Consider the following 15711-nt stretch of genomic DNA (forward strand, 5'->3'; position numbering starts at 1 on the left):
CCGTTGCGTTCGGCGCTGGTTGCCGTATCACGCACGGTCGCGGCGCCAAATGCGGCTTACGGAGGCGCTTCCCCGTGACCGCCGCTCTGCCATGCGCAAGTGCGCATGGTTTTGACAAAGCGCAATGGTTCGAGCCCCGTTTGCTGAGGAATTCTGATGAGTTGGCAAGTATTCATTGCTTGTGATTTGTGATCTGCCTGAACCACACTGCGGCGGAATTCAAACCACAGGAGATCATCCATGGGCCAACTTGTCTGCGCCGCCAAAGTCACGCACATTCCCCGCCTCATCATGTCGGAGCAGCCCGGGCCATTGCACGGTTGCCGGCGTGATGCCACGGACGGACTGCTGGAGGTGGGCCGGCAAATCACCGAGGCCGGGGCCGACACCGTCGTGATCTTGGACACGCACTGGCTGAGCAATGCCGCCTACCACATCAACGGAGCGGCGCAGTTTGACGGGGTCTTCACGAGCAGCGAATTCCCGACGCAGCTGAGCGAACTGCCTTATTCTTACCTGGGCAACCCGGAGCTGGCATTCGCCATGGCGCAGTACGCCAGTGCGGCGGGCGTCAAGACGATTGCGCACCAAAAATCCCACCTCGGGCTGGAATACGGAACGCTCGTGCCGCTGCACTTCATGCAGCTCGACAAGAGCATCCGGGTGGTGTCGGTGTCCGGCTGGTGCGCGTTTGCGACGATCGACGAAAGCCGCCGGGTGGGGGCTGCGTTCCGTAGAGCCATCGAAGCGTCGGGCAGCCGCGTCGCCCTGATCGCCAGCGGCTCGCTCTCCCATCGGATTCACGACAACCAGGACGTTCTGGACCGGCCGTACGAGATCAGCGACGAATTCAACCGGCAGTGCGACCTGCGCACCTTGGAGTTGTGGCAGGAGGGCCGCTGGGCTGAGTTTGCGGCGATGCTCCCGAGCTATGCCAAGGCATGCACCGGCGAAGGGTGGATGCACGACACGGCGATGCTCCTGGGTGCGCTGGGCTGGAAAAACTACAAGGCGCACGCCAATCTGGTGACGCCGTATTTCGTGGCGTCGGGAACGGGGCAGGTTATCGCGCAGCTGCCCGTGGAGCCCGTGTCCGCCGAGCTTGATCAGCTTGCCACTGCTGAAGCCACTCTCTGAGAAACTCGGCAAACGCCTCCGCCGCCGGAGGCGCTGCGCGCACCGTGGACCGGTATATGCAGACCTGCCGGATCGCCTCCGGATCTTTGACCCGCCGCATGACCAGGCCCAGCGGCATGGCCATGACGGAGATGTAGGCCGGTGCCAAGGTTGCCGCCAGCCCTTGGGCCGCGATGCCCAGCGCGGTGGAGACGTTGTCCACCACATCCACCGGCAACACGCGAGAGCCTTCCGGCGCGTTGAGGCGCATCTGCGCGACGCTGCGCTCATGGTCGCGCCCGGCGGCGACGATGTGCGCACTGCGCAGGTCTGCCCACTTCAGGGTCTTGCGCTGCGCGAACGGATGCGCGGGGGAACACCACAGCACCCACGGGCTGTCAAAAACAGGAACCGCCTCCACGTGCTCGATGCCGCTGCGGTCCGGCCCGACCGCCAGGTCCAGATCACCGCTGGCCACCCGGTCCAGGAGGTCATCGACGGGGGTGTCCCGGATGCGGATCACCACCTTGGGGCGGGTTTCGCAGAAGGCCTTGATCGCTGCAGGAAGAATGGCGCCCGCGAGCACCATCGGCGCGCCGATGCGCACCACCCCCGAGGCCCGGTTCCGGACGTCGGACGCCGCGGACTCCGCCATGTGAAGGTGCCTGAGCACTGACTTGACGGAGCCGAGGAAGTCCCGCCCGGCGCTGGAGAGTTCGACACGCCGGGTGCTCCGGTCAAACACACGGAAGCCGAGCGTGGACTCCAGCTCGGCAACGAGCTGGCTCACGGCAGAGGCCGACAAGCCCATCTGTTCGCTGGCGCCCGCAAAGCTGCGCATGTCCGCCACGCTGGCGAACGCCTCGAATTGTCTCAGGGTGAACCGGGTAAGAGCCATGTGCGGATTTTGCAACTTGCGCCTTGCACCAGGTCAAATCAATTGGCAACTTCTGCTTATCAATTCAACATTATTTGTCGTTTGTCAATCGTAATCCGCGCAAAGATACTCCGGGCCTGCCATCAGCACCGACCAGGCCCATACCGTGAATCTCAGCCCTGAATTGCATGCTTCGCTGGCGCGTCAGCTGCACGAGTCGCAGCGCACGCGCATCCAGCTTGAACACTTTTCCCGTCTTCATCCCGCCATGAATATCGAAGACAGCTATGCCATCCAGAGCGCCTGGATGGAGCTGTGCAAGCAGGAGGGCCGCAGAGTCATCGGTCACAAGATCGGGTTGACGTCCCGGGCCATGCAGATCTCGTCCCAGATCACGGAGCCTGACTACGGGACGCTGCTCGACGACATGCTGATCCCCGACGGATCGGAAATTCGGACCGACCGCTTCATCCTGCCGCGTCTGGAGGTGGAATTTGCGTTCATCCTGTCCAAGCCCCTCCAGGGGCCGGGCATTACGTTGTTCGATGTGCTCAACGCGACCGACTATGTCGTCCCGGCGCTGGAACTCATCGACGCGCGCATCGAGCAGTTCGACAGAAACACGCGTGCGCCGCGCAAGGTGCTGGACACGATTGCGGACAACGCGGCCAATGGCGCCATCATTCTGGGCGGCCGCCCCATGCGCCCGAACGAGGTGGACTGGCGTTGGGCTGGTGCCCTGCTGTTCAAGAACGGCGTGATCGAAGAGTCGGGCCTCGGGGCCGCTGTGCTCAACCACCCCGGCAACGGCGTCGCCTGGCTGGCCAACCGGCTCGCGCCCTACCGGCAATCGCTTGCCGCCGGTGAAATCGTTCTGGGTGGTTCCTTCACGCGACCTGTCGCTTGTGCCGTGGGCGATGTGTTCCATGCGGACTACGGCCCTCTGGGCTCGATCTCTGCGAGGTTTGTATGACCCAGACGCCTCGCAATACGTTCAAGGACGCTCTCAAGGGCGGGCGTCAGCTTGCAGGCCTGTGGTTGGGACTGGCGGATCCCTATGCGACGGAGGTGTGCGCAGGGCTCGGCTATGACTGGCTGCTGATCGACGGAGAGCACGGCCCGAACGATCTGCGTTCCATGCTGGGCGCGCTGCAGGCGGCAGCCCCCTACGACACGGAAGCGGTGGTGCGCATACCGCACGGCGATGCCGCCCTCATCAAGCAAGTGCTGGAGATCGGTGCACGGACCCTGCTCGTCCCGATGGTGGAGACTGCGGAAGCCGCCAGCGCGCTGGCCTCCGCGATGCGCTATCCACCGCAGGGCATTCGCGGCGTGGGCAGCGGCCTGGCGCGGTCCTCCCGCTGGAGCCGGTATCCCAACTATCTGCACGAGGCCAACGACCGGGTCTGCCTGCTGGTCCAGGTCGAGACGGCGGACGCGCTCGCGCAGCTGGATGCCATTGCGCAGGTCGAAGGGGTGGATGGCGTTTTCATCGGCCCGGCCGATCTGTCGGCTTCCATGGGCTACCTGGGGCAGCCCTCGCACCCCGAGGTCAAGGCGGCCATCGAGAAGGCCATCCAGACCATCCGCTCGCACGGCAAGGCGGCGGGCATCCTGTGCACCGACGAAGCCCTGGCGCGTCACTACACCTCGGTGGGTGCGCAGTTTGTTGCTATCGGGGTCGATACGACGCTGCTTTCGCAGGCGGCCCGGGCCTTGCTGCAACGCTATCGCAACGACGTTGCCTCCCCCAGCCCCGAGGTGCGCAATGGGTACTGAGCTGCACACGTCGCTCCGTGCTGCATTTGCCGGCCGCCTCTTCACTGAGGCTGATGAGATGGCGCCGTTCCTGACGGATTGGCGCGGCAAGTGGACGGGGACTGCGTTGGCGGTGGTGCAACCCGAAAGCCCCCAGGACGTTGCGAGCGTCATGCGGTGGTGCCATGAGCGGCGCATTCCGGTGGTACCCCAAGGGGGCAACACCGGATTGTCCGGAGGGGCCACACCCGACGCGTCGGGCCGCTCCGTCGTTCTGTCGCTGTCCCGGCTCCAGAGCGTCCGCTCGGTGGATCTCCAGAACAACACCATCACCGTGGATGCGGGTGTCACGCTGCTGGCGCTCCAGGAAGCCGCGCAGGCACAGGGCCGGATGTTTCCGTTGAGCCTGGCCGCCGAAGGGAGCTGCACCATTGGCGGCAACCTGGCCAGCAACGCCGGGGGTGTGCAGGTGCTCCGCTACGGCAACGCGCGCGAGCTTTGTCTGGGGCTGGAGGTGGTGACGGCCGAAGGCGGGCTGTGGAATGGCCTGCGGGGGCTGCGCAAAGACAACACCGGCTATGACCTGCGCGACCTGTACATCGGCAGCGAAGGCACGCTCGGCATCATCACGGGCGCGACCCTGAAGCTCTTCCCCCAGCCCAGGTCCCAGGTCGTCGCATGCGTGGCGGTGCCCGCACCCGGCGAAGCGGTCGAGCTACTGACCTTCGCGCAGGCACGCCTGGGCGCTGCGCTCACCGCCTTTGAGTTGATGAGCGACACCTGCTTGCAACTGGTCGAGAAACATGTGCCGGGTAGCCGCATTCCTTTTGGAGAACGCAGCCCGTGGTATGTGCTGATGGAGTTGTCCGGAGAGCTGGACGACGCGCAGGCCACGTCCAGCATGGAGTCGCTGCTGGAGGCTGCGTTCGAGCAGTCCCTGATCACCGACGCAGCGCTGTCTTCCAGCCTGTCGCAGCTGCAGGCCCTGTGGGCGCTGCGCGAGAACATCTCCGAAGCGCAAGGTGCCGAAGGCAAGACCATCAAGCACGACATTTCGCTGCCTGCGTCGCGCATTGCCGAGTTCATCGAATCCACCGATACGGCCATCCGGGCACAGTCCGACATGGTCCGTCTTGTGGTCTTCGGCCATTTGGGCGACGGCAACCTGCACTACAACCTGTCGCCTGCCGAGGGCGCCTCCCCCGCCGAATTTCTGGCACTGGAGCCAGCGATGAATCGCCTGGTTCATGACGCAGTGCACGCGCGTGGTGGCTCGATCTCTGCAGAGCATGGGCTGGGCGTGCTCCGGCGCGACGAGTCGGCCCGCTACAAGTCGCCCGTAGAGCTTGACCTGATGCGTCGCATCAAGGCCGCGCTCGATCCGCATGGCTTGCTCAACCCCGGCAAGTTGCTGCCCTGATCGATCGTTTTCTTCTGTTTCCAACCTGGACGGGAATCCCCATGAATAACGCACCCCTGGTCGTGGCCGGCATCTCTGTGTCGCCAGACCACTATATCGACGGCCAAAGAATAGGTTCCACCGAAACCTTCGAACTGCATTGCCCCATTGACCAACACCTGCTGGGCCGTGTGTCGGAAGGCCTTGCCGAGCATGTGGACCAGGCGATCCAGGCGGCGCAACGTGCGTTTCCGGCCTGGGCCGCGCTAGGGGCAGAGGGCCGCAAGCCCTATCTGGACCGGTTTGCTGACGAGATCGGCAAATGCGCAGACGCCTTATGCCAACTGGAAAGCAACGATGCGGGGGTTCTCCTCTCGCGCATGCGCCACGGCGTGGTGCCGCGGGCCATGCTCAACATCAAGTGGTTTGCGGAACATGCGCTGGGGCTGCAGGACCGCACGCTGGAAACGGAGCAAGCCACCCACCTGGTTCGGCATGACCCTGCGGGGGTAGTCGCCATCATCACCCCGTGGAACGCACCGCTCATGCTGTCCACCTGGAAGTTGGGTCCCGCATTGGCGTCGGGCAACACCTGTGTGCTCAAGCCGCCAGAGTGGGCGCCCTTGACCTGTTCGCTGCTGGCCGATGCGGCCCACGCTGCGGGCTTGCCCCCCGGCGTGTTCAACGTGGTGCAAGGCAGCGGCGCAAAGACCGGCGCCAAGCTGGTCAGCGACCCGCGCCTTGCCCGGATCTCGTTCACCGGCTCGGTCCCTACCGCCAAGTGGATCGCCGGGGCCGCAGGCGCCAACCTGGTGCCGTGCAGCCTGGAGCTGGGCGGTAAGAGCGCCTTCATCGTGCTGGAAGACGCTGATATCGACAGCGCTGCGGCCACAGGGGCACTCATGTACCGAAACGCCGGCCAGGTGTGCCTGGCCGGCACCCGCTTCCTGGTGCACGAGAAGATCGCCGACCGCTACATCGCGGCGCTGCGCGGCTACGTGGAGAAGCTCAACATTGGCGACCCGCGCGACGAGTCGACAGAAGTGGGGCCGCTGATTCATCCCCGGCAGCTGGACCGTGTCGCCGCGTTTGTGGACCGTGCCGTGGCTGGTGGGGCTCGTGTGCTATGGGGCGGGGCTCGCCATCCATTCGGCGCGCAGTACTACCAGCCCACCATGGTGACCAACCTGCGCCAGGACGACGAGATCGTACAGAACGAGGTGTTCGGTCCCGTGCTCACGCTGCAGACCTTCAGCTCCGACGACGAAGCCATCGAGATGGCGAACGGCACCGACTACGGCCTCGGTGGCGTGTGCTACGGCGCGCAGGAACACGCAGTGGCTGTGGCCGAGCAGGTCCGCACCGGATTTATCTGGGTGAACAGCTTCGGCATCCGTGATCTGGCAGCGCCGTTTGGCGGCATCAAGCGTTCGGGAGTCGGCCGGGAAGGCGGGGAGTGGAGCTTCGAGTTCTTCTGTGATGTGAAGGACGTGGTCGTTCCCAAGAAGCCTTTCAAGGCCAGCTTCAGCCACCGTTGAGTTTCTGCCTGGATGGGCGCGGAACAAGGAGACAACGATGAACAACGAGAACACATCCCGGCGCCAGCTTCTGATGGGGTGCGCAGCGCTGGGCCTGGGCAGCATGTCGCTCGGTGGATGCGCGTCATCGGCGGCCACGGCGATGGCCCATGCCATGGGCGATGCCCCCATCGCGACGGTGGCACAGGGAAAACTGATGGGCCAAAGACAGGGGCAGGTGCTCTCCTTCCAGCGCATACCGTACGCAGCCAACCCGTACCTGGAATCCAACCGCTTCAAGGCGCCCCAGCCAGCGCCCGCATGGGCCGGTGTTCGCGATGCGTCCACCGCGGGGCCCATGCCGCCGCAGCCTTCCCGCAGCGGCGATGGGGGAATGTCGGGCGGCGCTGACGACCTGACATTGAATATCTGGGCCCCCGCCAATGCCCAGAGGGCTCCGGTCCTGGTCTGGTTGCCGGGCGGCGCCTTCTATCGTGTGGATGCCGCCGAGTCGTGGTACGACGGCAGTGCCTACGCCCGCGAAGGGGTGGTGGTGGTGACCGTGAACTACCGCGTGGGCATCGATGGATTCATGTGGGTAGAGGGCATGCCGCCCAACCGGGGCTTTCTGGACCAGGTGGCAGCCCTCCAGTGGGTGCGGCAGAACATCGCGGCCTTTGGGGGCGACGCTACCAACGTGACGCTGGCCGGCCAGTCTGCCGGAGCCCAGAGCGTGATGGCCCTGATGGGCATGCCTGCGGCCAAGGGGCTATTCCACAAGGCCATTGCACAGAGCCCACCACAGAACCACTTGACCCCTGAGCAAGCCCGCCGCATCGCGGTGGCGACTGCCGCAACGCTGGGGGTAGAGCCGACTGCCAAGGCGCTGGCCGGTGTACCACTGCCCGCGCTCGTCGCGGGCACGGAACGCATGGTGGCCGACTTGCGCGATCGGGCCAAGTGGGGCAGCGTCGGCGGCCAGCCGCCTTATCTGCCTGTAGTGGACGGCGCGGTGCTCACGGATCCTCCGTTGGCCTCGCTGACCCGGCATGCGCCCAAAGAAGTGCCCCTGCTGGTTGGCAGCACCGACGACGAAGCCCGCTTGTACCTGGTGCCCGCCGGCGCCATTGATCGAATCTCCGCACCGGCATTCGCGGCTGCGCTCGGAGGGGCGGGCCTGACCGCCGACGCGCCAAATGTCTACGCCCAAGTGCGTCCCAACGCAACACCTGGCGACATGCTGGCGGCGCTGGAGTCCGACAGCACGTTCCGGATGCCTGCGCTGCGCTACGCAGAAAACCGGGTGGCAGCGGGCGCTCCGACGTGGAGCTACCAGTTTGCGTGGCAATCGCCGGGGTTTGGAGGCCGGCTGGGTGCGGCCCACGTGGTGGACGTGCCTTACGTCTTCAACACCTTGACCAGCCCGCAAGCAGGTCCCTTCCTGGGCGGTCCGGGCCACCAGCCGCTCGCGGACACCATGTTTGGGCACTGGCTGCGATTCGTCAAAACCGGCGATCCCGGATGGGCGCGGTACGACCTTGCCACCCGCCCGACGATGCGCTTTGACACGCGATCTGCCGTGGTTGCCGACCCCTTGGCGGACCGGCGGCAGCTGTGGGCGGGCAAGAAATTCAACTGATCTGCTGCCCGTTCGGCAGCCTATAGGAGATTCCCGATGGGAAAAATCGTTGGCGCGGCCGTGGTGTCGCACCACCCCGGCTTGATGCAGTGTGAAGAGTTTCGCGTGTTGCAAGGTGCGGGGGCAGACTCTGACCTGATCTCGGGCTATGCCCGGTTGCGGGAGCGGATCAAGGCCGTCAGGCCAGATGCCGTGCTGATCTTCGATTCGCACTGGTTCACCACCGGCTACCACCTGGTGGACGGGGGCGAGAAGTTCGAAGGCAGCTACATCTCGGACGAAATGCCCTGGTATCTCCACGGCGTTCCCTACAGCTACCTGGGCTGCCCAGAACTCGCCGTTCAGGCGGAGGCCGTTTCGCGGGAACGCAAAGGTTATGTGCGCAACATCCGCCATCCCGATTTGGGAAAGCAGTACGCGACGATCAACCTGGTCAAGCACCTGCAACTGGAATTGAGCCAGACCCCGGTGCTGACCGTCAGCTCCTGCCAGAACTGCGAGTGGCCTCAGTTCCTTCAGTCGGGTGAAGACATTGGCGAGGCCATCCGCCGCAGTGATCTCAACGTGGTGTTGCTCGCCTCAGGGGCGCTGAGCCACAAGTTCAACGGCATTGATTGGCGCCCGAACCATCCGCGCATCTTCCACGAAAGCAATGTGTCCCGCCCCGAGAACATTGCCAGCGACAAGGCCGCCATCGAACTCATGCGCCAGGGGCGCCATGACGAGATCCTCGCGCGCTGGGACGACGACTACCGCCGCAAGCCGTGGGAAGCGTTTGGGGCGCACTACCTGCAGATGCTCGGAGCCATGGGCGGCGCTGCCTGCCGCGCCAAAGGCGAGCCGCTGTCGGCCTACGAAAACGCCCGCGGCACCGGAAATATCCACATCTGGTTCGATGTTTCCGAGGCAGCAAGCCAGGGCAACACCGGCGCAGCGGGCCAGCTTGCTGCCGCCTGATGCGTCGCGCCCCTTCAACACCTCCAACAGATTGAGCACCATGAATTTCGAGTTTCCCATCTCTGAGCTCCCCGCCGTCATGCGCGGCCCCCGGGTGGAGCGCCGTCGCGCCTTGGTCGGCGGCAGCGCATTCTGGGGAACCCTGATCGAGGAGGGGGCCGACGCTGGCCGCTTGCAGCTGGACGACGGCCGGGTGCTGGACGCCCAGGCGCTGAGCTACCTGCCGCCCGTCAACCCCAGCAAGATCATTGCCGTGCACATCTCGTACAGCTCGCGCAGCTACGAGACGCGCCAAAAGCCCAAGCCGACAGAGTCGCCGACGTATTTCACCAAGCCGCCCACGTCGCTCAACGGGCACGGTGGGCAAATCCTCAAGCCCGCCGATTGCCAGTATCTGAACTACGAGGGCGAATATGCCGTGGTGATCGGCAAGACCTGCCGCAATGTCACGCCCGACGAGGCGTGGGACTACATCGAAGGTTTCTGCCCCGCACTCGACATGGGCTTGCAGAACTTTCGCGACACCGACCAGGGCTCGATGCTGCGCGTGAAGGGGGCGGACACGTTGCTGCCCATCGGGCCAGGATTGGTGCGCGGCGTCAACCTGTTTGAGCAGACTCTTCGGACCTATGTGAACGGCTTGGTGGTGCAGGAAGCCCACATCGGCGAAGAGACCATCTGGGGACCCCACTATGTCATCGCCGATCTGGCGCGCCACATCACGCTGGTGGCGGGCGACGTGATCCTGATGGGCACCCCGTGCCATTCGCGGTCCGTAGACCCCGGCGATGTCGTCGAGTGCGAGATCACTGGTATCGGCCGCGTGGCCGGAACGGTGGTGGAGATCGCGGCTCCCCGCGCCAGTGCCCTGGGTGTGGGCCACCAGCCCACTGATACCGCAGAGGTGCGGCGCGTAGCGCTCGGATTCGACGAGCGCGTCCCTGACCGCTTCAAGCAAAACCTCGCCGAGGCAAGAAAGAACAAGAGGGGCTGAGCCCTTCCACCCACTCAACGACTCACAAAGGAGACACATCAATGCAAACACGTCGACAACTCATATCGCAGATGGCATGGGGATTGGCCGCCACCGCCGTACCTTTTGCAGCCCGGGCGAACACGGTAGAGAACGCCAAGATCATTGCCGGCTTCGCGCCAGGGGGAACGATCGATACGGAAGCCCGCCGCGTTGCTGCCCGCCTGACCGGCACCTATGCCAAGTCGGTCGTCGTTGACAACCGCCCGGGGGCAGGTGGGCAAATCGCCATTTCCGCACTGAAGGCGTCGGCCGCCGATGGCAGCACCCTGCTGGTGACACCGATGTCGATGCTCGGCATCTACCCCCATACGTACAAGAAGCTGCCTTATGACCCGCTGGCCGACCTGACGCCGGTGTCAACGGCCGTGCAGGTGGACATGGGTTTTGCCGTGGGTCCCCTGGTTCCCGCCTCGGTCACCACCATTCCCGAGTTTCTTGCCTGGTGCAATGCCAACCCGACGCTGGCGAACTTCGGCTCCCCCGCGCCCGGCTCTGTTCCCCACTTTGTCGGGGTGCTTATCGGGCGGGCGGGCAAGGTGGATCTGCGGCACGTGGGTTTCCGCGGCACGCAGCCGGCCATCATGGACCTGGTGGGCGGGCAGATTGCAGCCGTGTCCGCGCCCGTGGGAGAGTTTCTGCCCCATCTGCCCGGCGGCAAGTTGCGAGTCCTTGCCACCAGCGGCGCAACGCGCAGCAAGTTCGTGCCGCAGGTAGCCACGTTGGCAGAGCAAGGGTACAAGTCGCTGGTGTACGGTGAGTGGCACGGCTTCTTCCTGCCCGGCAAGGCCAGCGCCGCCGTAGTGAGTAGTGCCAACGCAGAAATCCGCAAGGCGCTTGGCGCAAAAGACGTGGTGGAGGGGCTCGCGGCCATGGGCCTGGAAGTTCGCGCCTCTTCGCCTGAAGAACTCGCGGCAGCTTTGAAGGCCGATCTGGAGCGTTGGGGGCCTATCGTCAAGTCCATCGGTTTCACGGCCGATGCTTGAGTCGCCACCGCGCCTTGCCGCCAGTCTCGACGCCCCGACGCTGCAAACGGTTTGCATCGCAGGGGCGGGAGCTATCGGCAGTCTCATTGGGGCATCCATCGCCGCGACGGGGACTGTCCGGGTATCGGCGCTCGCTCGTGGCGACAACCTGAAGGCCTTGCGCACTTTCGGGTGGCGCATGGAGCGGGAGGATGGCAGCCGCATCCAGGCGCCAGCCATCGCGAGTGACCGCGCCGAGGACTTGGGGCCCCAGGACCTGGTTGTGATTGCGGTCAAAGGCCCGGCGCTTGCGGCGGTGGCCGCTTCCATCCGGCCGCTCATCGGTCCCGACACGGTGGTGCTGCCCGCCATGAACGGGGTGCCCTGGTGGTTCTGCCAAGGGTTGCCAGGTTTCGAGGCCGGCCTGCCCCGCATGGATCCTCGCGGGGAAATTGCCGCGAACATCCCCTTTGACCACGTGCTCGGGGCTGTGGTGCACGCCAGCAGCCTGATGCGCGGGCCGGGCCTGGTCAAGCACGTGAAGGGCCGGCACCTCATCATTGGCGAGCCCCAAGGGGCCAGCTCGCCACGGGCGGTGGCCGTGGGTGAGCTTTTGCGAACTGCAGGGTTCGAGGTCACGGTGAGTGACGACATCCGGCGAGACATCTGGTTCAAGCTCTGGGGAAACCTGACCATGAACCCTTTATCTGCGATTACAGGCGCTACCGTGGACCGCATCTTGTCGGGTGCGCAAGTGCGGGCGTTCTGCTCTGCCGCCATGAATGAAGTCGCCGCCCTGGGCGCAAAAATCCGCTGCCCCATCGATCAAAGCCCCGAAGACCGGCATCGCATCACGGAAAAGCTGGGGGCTTTCAAGACGTCCATGTTGCAGGACGCCGAGGCAGGCCGAACGCTGGAGCTCGACGCCATCGTCGGTGCCGTGCGGGACATTGCGCAACGGATGCAGGTCCCCACGCCGAATGTGGACGCGTTGTTCGGGATCTGCCGACTATTCGCTCAAACCAAGGGTCTCTATCCGAATGAGTAACACCATCCACCACAATTTCATTGCGGGCGATTGGGTCGCTGGCACGGACGCAGCGGCCAACATCAACCCGTCCGACACCCGGGATGTCATTGGTCTGTATGCGCGCGCCAGCCAGGCGCAGGCACGCACGGCCGTGGCCGCTGCGGCGGCGGCGCAACCGCGCTGGGCGGCGCTGACGCCCATGCAGAGATCCGAAGCGCTGGACCGCATTGGCAGCGAGCTGCTGGCACGGCAGGGCGAACTGGCCGACCTGTTGGCGCGCGAGGAAGGCAAAGCCCTGCCAGACGCAGCGGGCGAAGTGCTGCGCGCTGCGCACATCTTCAAGTTCTTTGCCGGCGAAGCGCTGCGCGTGGGCGGCGAGCTCTTGGGATCCACCCGCGCCAACATGACCGTGGAGATTTCGCGCGAGCCCCTTGGCGTGGTCACCATCATCACGCCGTGGAACTTCCCGCTGGCGATTCCGGCCTGGAAGATCGCGCCCGCACTGGCTTACGGCAACGCGGTGGTGTTCAAGCCTGCGGAGCTGGTTCCCGGCTGTGCCTGGGCCCTGGCGGACATCATCTCGCGGGCGGGACTGCCCGCAGGCACCTTCAATCTGGTGATGGGGCGGGGCCGGGAGCTTGGCGAAGTTCTTTTGGAGGATCCAGGCGTTCAGGCCATCACCTTCACGGGGTCGGAGGCGACCGGTCGCAAAGTCGCACAGAGCGCGGTGGGCCGGCCCGGTGCCATGGCCAAGTTCCAGCTGGAGATGGGCGGCAAGAATCCGCTCGTGGTGCTGGACGATGCGGACATCGAGCAAGCCGTGGCGTGCGCCATCAACGGCGCGTTCTATTCCACGGGGCAGCGCTGCACCGCTTCGTCCCGCTTGATCGTGACGGACGCCATCCATGATCGCTTCGTGGCGGGCATGGCCGACGCGATGAAGCGCCTCGTGGTGGGGGACGCCCGCGCTTCAGGCACGGTCATTGGTCCCGTCGTTGATCAAAGCCAGCTGGAGCAGGACCTGCGCTACATCGGCCTGGGCACGCAGGAAGGGGCGAAACTGGCGTTCGGCGGCAACGCCATGGAGCAATGGAATGGACAGCCTGGCTTCTATCTTCAGCCGGCACTGTTCACCGAAACGACCCCTTCCATGGTCATCAACCGTGAAGAGATTTTCGGGCCGGTCGCCAGCGTCATTCGCGTGAAAGACGCGGACGAAGCACTGAAGGTGGCGAATGAAACCCCTTATGGATTGTCCGCCGGGGTCATGACGCAATCCCTGAAAAGCGCCGCGCGTTTCAAGCGCGAGTTGCAGGCCGGCATGGTCATGGTCAATGCGCCCACGGCTGGGGTCGACCCCCACGTGCCGTTTGGCGGCCGCAAAGGGTCCAGCTACGGCCCCAGAGAGCAAGGGCGCTACGCGGCTGAGTTTTTCACCACGGTCAAGACGGCGTACGTCAATCCCTGACGCAGCGCCTTTGTTTGCGGCAATGCCCATCCTGATGGGCATTGCCGCTTTCTCATGGCTGCTTCACCGAGCAGCGCATTCACTTTTTTGCCAATCCAACATGCTGAAGATCCTCGTTCCCGTCAAGCGCGTGGTGGACTACAACGTGAAGGTCCGCGTGAAGTCGGACAACACGGGTGTGGACATCGCCAACGTGAAGATGAGCATGAACCCCTTTGACGAAATCGCCGTCGAAGAGGCCGTGCGCCTGAAGGAGAAGGGCCTGGTGACCGAAGTCATCGCAGTCTCTTGCGGCGTGGCCCAGTGCCAGGAAACCCTGCGCACCGCCATGGCCATTGGTGCCGACCGCGCCATCCTGGTGGAAACCCCGGCCGAGCTGGACCTGCAGCCCCTGGCCGTGGCCAAGCTCCTGAAGGCCGTGGTGGACAAAGAGCAGCCCCAGCTCATCATCCTGGGCAAGCAAGCCATCGACGACGACGCCAACCAGGTTGGCCAGATGCTCGCCGCCCTGGCCGAACTGCCCCAGGCCACCAACGCCAGCAAGGTCGAACTGGCCGCAGACAAAGCCAGCGTCACCCGCGAAATCGACGGCGGCCTGGAAACCCTCTCGCTGACGCTGCCCGCCGTCATCACCACCGACCTGCGCCTGAACGAGCCCCGCTACGTCACCTTGCCCAACATCATGAAGGCCAAGAAAAAGCAGCTGGACACCATCAAGCCCGAAGACCTCGGCGTGGACGTTGCACCCCGCCTGAAGACCCTCAAGGTGAGCGAGCCCGCCAAGCGCGGCGCTGGCGTCAAGGTGGCCGACGTGGCCGCCCTGGTCGAAAAACTCAAGAACGAAGCAAAGGTGATCTGAGATGTCGGTACTCGTTATTGCTGAACACGACAACGCCACCATCAAGGGCGCAACCCTCAACACCGTCACCGCTGCCGCCGCCTGCGGCGGCGACGTGCACGTGCTGGTGGCCGGCCACAACGCGGGCGCCGCAGCGCAAGCCGCCGCCCAGATCGCCGGCGTGGCCAAAGTCATCCACGCCGACGCCCCCGGCCTGGCCCACGGCCTGGCCGAGAACGTCGCAGCCCAGGTGCTCGCCATCGCGGGCAACTACAGCCACATCGTCTTCCCCGCCACCGCCGGCGGCAAGAACGTCGCCCCCCGCGTGGCCGCCAAGCTCGATGTCGCCCAGATCAGCGACATCACCAAGGTCGTGAGTGCCGACACCTTCGAGCGCCCCATCTACGCCGGCAACGCCATCGCCACCGTGCAATCGGGCGACGCCGTGAAAGTCATCACCGTGCGCACCACCGGCTTTGACGCCGCAGCCGCCAGCGGCGGCAGCGCACAAGTCGAAACCGCCGCAGCAGCGCAGGACTCTGGCAAGAGCAGCTACGTGGGCAGCGAAATCGCCAAGAGCGACCGCCCCGAACTCACCGCCGCCAAGATCATCGTCTCCGGCGGCCGGGCGCTGGGCAGCAAGGAAAAGTTCGACGAAGTCATCACCCCGCTGGCCGACAAGCTGGGCGCCGCCATCGGCGCCAGCCGCGCTGCGGTGGATGCGGGCTACGCCCCCAACGACCTGCAAGTGGGCCAGACCGGCAAGATCGTGGCGCCGCAGCTGTACATCGCCGCGGGCATCTCGGGCGCCATCCAGCACTTGGCGGGCATGAAGGACTCCAAGGTGATCGTGGCGATCAACAAGGACCCGGAGGCCCCGATCTTCAGCGTGGCCGACTACGGCCTGGAAGCCGACCTGTTCACGGCCGTGCCGGAACTGGTCAAGGCCCTGTAAGGCCTTGCGGCTTGCGTTGGCCGGTAACCGTCTGCCGCCGGGTTCCTCAGAGCCAAATGTGGCGATTGTTTTCAATACTGGAACAGTTAGTTCGTGACCCAGTGGTTTTTCCCTGAACCCCCTCGGCGTACAGTTCATCCCATCGATGAGCCGAACCCG

Annotated in this window: 14 protein-coding genes; 13 read left to right on the top strand and 1 reads right to left on the bottom strand. The window is 65.0% G+C overall.

Features of this window, described 5'->3' with window-relative positions:
- Positions 1-240: 240 nt before the first annotated feature.
- Positions 241-1137, top strand: a complete 897-nt coding sequence (gene hpaD / locus ACOYR3_RS05135; RefSeq protein WP_422845402.1) for a 3,4-dihydroxyphenylacetate 2,3-dioxygenase — start codon at positions 241-243, stop codon at positions 1135-1137.
- On the opposite strand, the gene ACOYR3_RS05140 is transcribed toward hpaD, so the two are convergent.
- Positions 1064-2014 carry a LysR family transcriptional regulator gene (locus tag ACOYR3_RS05140; RefSeq protein ID WP_422845403.1) on the bottom strand — a complete coding sequence of 317 codons (951 nt, stop codon included), beginning with the start codon at positions 2012-2014 and terminating at the stop codon, positions 1064-1066. The genes hpaD and ACOYR3_RS05140 overlap by 74 nt on opposite strands.
- Positions 2015-2159: 145 nt before the next feature.
- Here ACOYR3_RS05140 and hpaH point away from each other — a divergent pair, with 145 nt between their 5' ends.
- The 12 genes from hpaH (at position 2160) to ACOYR3_RS05200 (ending at position 15552) form a co-directional block, all read left to right on the top strand.
- Positions 2160-2966, top strand: a complete 807-nt coding sequence (gene hpaH, locus ACOYR3_RS05145; protein ID WP_422845404.1) for a 2-oxo-hept-4-ene-1,7-dioate hydratase — start codon at positions 2160-2162, stop codon at positions 2964-2966.
- On the top strand, positions 2963-3772 hold the full coding sequence (gene hpaI, locus ACOYR3_RS05150; protein WP_422845405.1) for a 4-hydroxy-2-oxoheptanedioate aldolase: 810 nt from the start codon (positions 2963-2965) through the stop codon (positions 3770-3772). The genes hpaH and hpaI overlap by 4 nt, the downstream gene beginning before the upstream one ends.
- A complete protein-coding gene (locus ACOYR3_RS05155) occupies positions 3762-5171 on the top strand; it encodes an FAD-binding oxidoreductase (protein WP_422845406.1) in 1410 nt (469 codons plus the stop codon). The genes hpaI and ACOYR3_RS05155 overlap by 11 nt, the downstream gene beginning before the upstream one ends.
- Positions 5172-5212: 41 nt before the next feature.
- A complete protein-coding gene (locus ACOYR3_RS05160) occupies positions 5213-6688 on the top strand; it encodes an aldehyde dehydrogenase family protein (RefSeq protein ID WP_422845407.1) in 1476 nt (491 codons plus the stop codon).
- 37 nt (positions 6689-6725) lie between these two features.
- Positions 6726-8306, top strand: a complete 1581-nt coding sequence (locus ACOYR3_RS05165) for a carboxylesterase/lipase family protein (RefSeq protein WP_422845408.1) — start codon at positions 6726-6728, stop codon at positions 8304-8306.
- 36 nt (positions 8307-8342) lie between these two features.
- A complete protein-coding gene (locus tag ACOYR3_RS05170) occupies positions 8343-9263 on the top strand; it encodes an extradiol ring-cleavage dioxygenase (RefSeq protein ID WP_422845409.1) in 921 nt (306 codons plus the stop codon).
- A 40-nt stretch (positions 9264-9303) separates the two neighbouring features.
- On the top strand, positions 9304-10257 hold the full coding sequence (locus ACOYR3_RS05175) for a fumarylacetoacetate hydrolase family protein (protein WP_422845410.1): 954 nt from the start codon (positions 9304-9306) through the stop codon (positions 10255-10257).
- 41 nt (positions 10258-10298) lie between these two features.
- Complete coding sequence (locus ACOYR3_RS05180) at positions 10299-11282, top strand: Bug family tripartite tricarboxylate transporter substrate binding protein (protein WP_422845411.1); 984 nt, start codon at positions 10299-10301, stop codon at positions 11280-11282.
- Positions 11275-12309, top strand: a complete 1035-nt coding sequence (locus ACOYR3_RS05185; RefSeq protein ID WP_422845412.1) for a 2-dehydropantoate 2-reductase — start codon at positions 11275-11277, stop codon at positions 12307-12309. The genes ACOYR3_RS05180 and ACOYR3_RS05185 overlap by 8 nt, the downstream gene beginning before the upstream one ends.
- Before the next feature lie 4 nt (positions 12310-12313).
- Entirely contained in the window at positions 12314-13759 is a 1446-nt protein-coding gene (locus ACOYR3_RS05190) for an aldehyde dehydrogenase family protein (protein ID WP_422846526.1), read from the top strand.
- A gap of 103 nt (positions 13760-13862) precedes the next feature.
- Entirely contained in the window at positions 13863-14618 is a 756-nt protein-coding gene (locus tag ACOYR3_RS05195) for an electron transfer flavoprotein subunit beta/FixA family protein (protein WP_422846527.1), read from the top strand.
- A gap of 1 nt (position 14619) precedes the next feature.
- Entirely contained in the window at positions 14620-15552 is a 933-nt protein-coding gene (locus ACOYR3_RS05200; RefSeq protein WP_422845413.1) for an electron transfer flavoprotein subunit alpha/FixB family protein, read from the top strand.
- Positions 15553-15711: the final 159 nt, after the last annotated feature.

This window comes from Acidovorax sp. M2(2025), from assembly GCF_049330835.1.
In the GTDB taxonomy this organism is placed as follows: Bacteria; Pseudomonadota; Gammaproteobacteria; order Burkholderiales; family Burkholderiaceae_C; genus Acidovorax.